This window comes from Streptococcus sp. CF8-6, assembly GCF_024295845.1.
GTDB classification, from domain to species: domain Bacteria; phylum Bacillota; class Bacilli; order Lactobacillales; family Streptococcaceae; genus Streptococcus; species Streptococcus oralis_BO.
On sequence record NZ_JANCOF010000013.1, the window covers coordinates 1 to 1,790 of the forward strand.

Genomic DNA, 1,790 nt, shown 5'->3' on the forward strand with positions numbered 1-1,790 from the left:
ACGGCAGATAACTTGTCTAGCCTTGCGGAGTTAGGAGTAGGAACTTACACTGCTCTGACGGATCCAGGAGCAGCTATGCGTGGCCAGGATCCCAATGCCAGCTATGCGGATAAGGCAGCTTATCGTGCTCAGGAGACGGGGAAAGCCCTCTGGGATAAGGTCACCCATATGGATGCCTATGATGCAGGAGGTTTGACCTTTGAGATTGCCAGTCTTTTTGTCGGTCCAGCAGCTGTAGGTAAGATGGCTAAGGGCACGAAACTCGGAGCTAAGGCAGCTGAGATGATTAGCTTAGCCAAGAACAGCACCAAGGCAAGAATTCTCGCAAATGTTGAAAAATGGGGTTCAAAGGTTGACAGGATTCTTGCGAAGAGCAATAATGTCATTGGAAAATTTGGCGAGAAATTATTAGATACCCGAATCCCAGTCGGCATTCGTAAAAAGGCATTTGCCTTTGCGGGAGGTATGGGCTCAATGCCTACCTTCAGCGTTGAGAGTAAGACACTACGTGAGGTTAGACAGTTCTTTAGTAAACATGCGGATGATGTAGCAAGAGGTGTAGGTGGTTCTGGGAAAGCTACGGCCACTTTTAAAGGTGAACTTACTGCAGAGAATATAACAAAAGAATTATTACAAACTAAACCTAAAAACTCTCCGACACCACAAAAATGGATGGATAAAGGTGGGAAAATTGAAATACTTGAAGACGGTACTTGGGTATATACAAATTCTGAGGGTATTACAATAAAATATATTGATGGATTTCCTGATTTTAAAGAAGCTGGTCTAGTAAGGCAGGAAGTGGAAATTGGTGAATTCAAGAATTATGCTATTGATTTTAAGAAAGCAAATATGACAGCTCCTCTTGGAAAAAAACTACGAAGTAGCACATGGCACCATCATGAGGACTTAAAGACATTACAAGAAGTGAATAAGAGCATTCACGCAGAGTTTACCCATCGCGGAGGAGTTTCCCTAAAGAAAGGAAAATAAGATGATTCTAGAAGGTTTTAAAAAAATAAATGAGGAGCAAATTACTCGAGTTGAAAATACTTTAAATATCTCATTCCCTTTAGATTATAAGGATTTTATTCTATCGAATAATGGGATGTGCGCAGAAGGTGAGCTTGGTATAGCACTTCCTTTGAATCAAGAAGTAATAGCCATAGATATTCTATATGGAATTGATACAGAAACCGAGAATTGTAACATTCTTGAATGGACTCAAGAATACAAAGAAGATTTACCTGAAAACACTCTTATTATTGGAGATGATGTACTGATGGGGTTCTTTATTTTAGTTTGTAAAGGAGAAGATAAAGGGGTGTACTATTATGATCATGCTTATAACTTAGAGGGTTCGGACGATGATGGAAATACTTATTTTATAGCTAACTCTTTTGAGGAGTTCATAAATCAATTGACTGTGATTGAATGATTAAAGTAATTTTTACAATCATATTATTCTAAGTTATATTAAGTCATATATATATATATGAAATCAATAATGTTCATAACCCCGTGATTGTTGGCTTAAAGAATGGCTTAGAATTTCTAGGTTCTGAGTTTTCCAAGACGATCACGGATTTTCAGAATCTTGTCGGCGAAACCTCCGCAACCGCAGTTTTAGCAGAAGAAACTTTGGATGATGCGGTCAAGAAGCTAAATGAAGCCGATGAGAAACACAAGGTGATGGATACCAATTTCAAGAGTATCTATGATGGTATTTCGACTCTCTATCGTCTGAGTGCTCCCTTAAGCAGCACCTTCTATACCAATACCCAGACAGC

At 39.2% G+C, this 1,790-nt stretch carries 3 protein-coding genes; all 3 read left to right on the forward strand.

What is annotated here, in order from left to right; genetic code table 11:
• Positions 1-993: HNH endonuclease (locus NML69_RS09855; RefSeq protein ID WP_254726649.1), on the forward strand; the 993-nt coding region annotated here is incomplete at its 5' end.
• Between the two features lies 1 nt (position 994).
• The gene (locus tag NML69_RS09860) at positions 995-1,438 is read left to right on the forward strand and encodes an SMI1/KNR4 family protein (protein WP_061603750.1); all 444 of its coding nucleotides are present in this window, start codon (positions 995-997) and stop codon (positions 1,436-1,438) included.
• 83 nt (positions 1,439-1,521) lie between these two features.
• A partial coding sequence (locus tag NML69_RS09865; RefSeq protein WP_254726651.1) for a hypothetical protein occupies positions 1,522-1,790 on the forward strand: 269 nt, incomplete at its 3' end.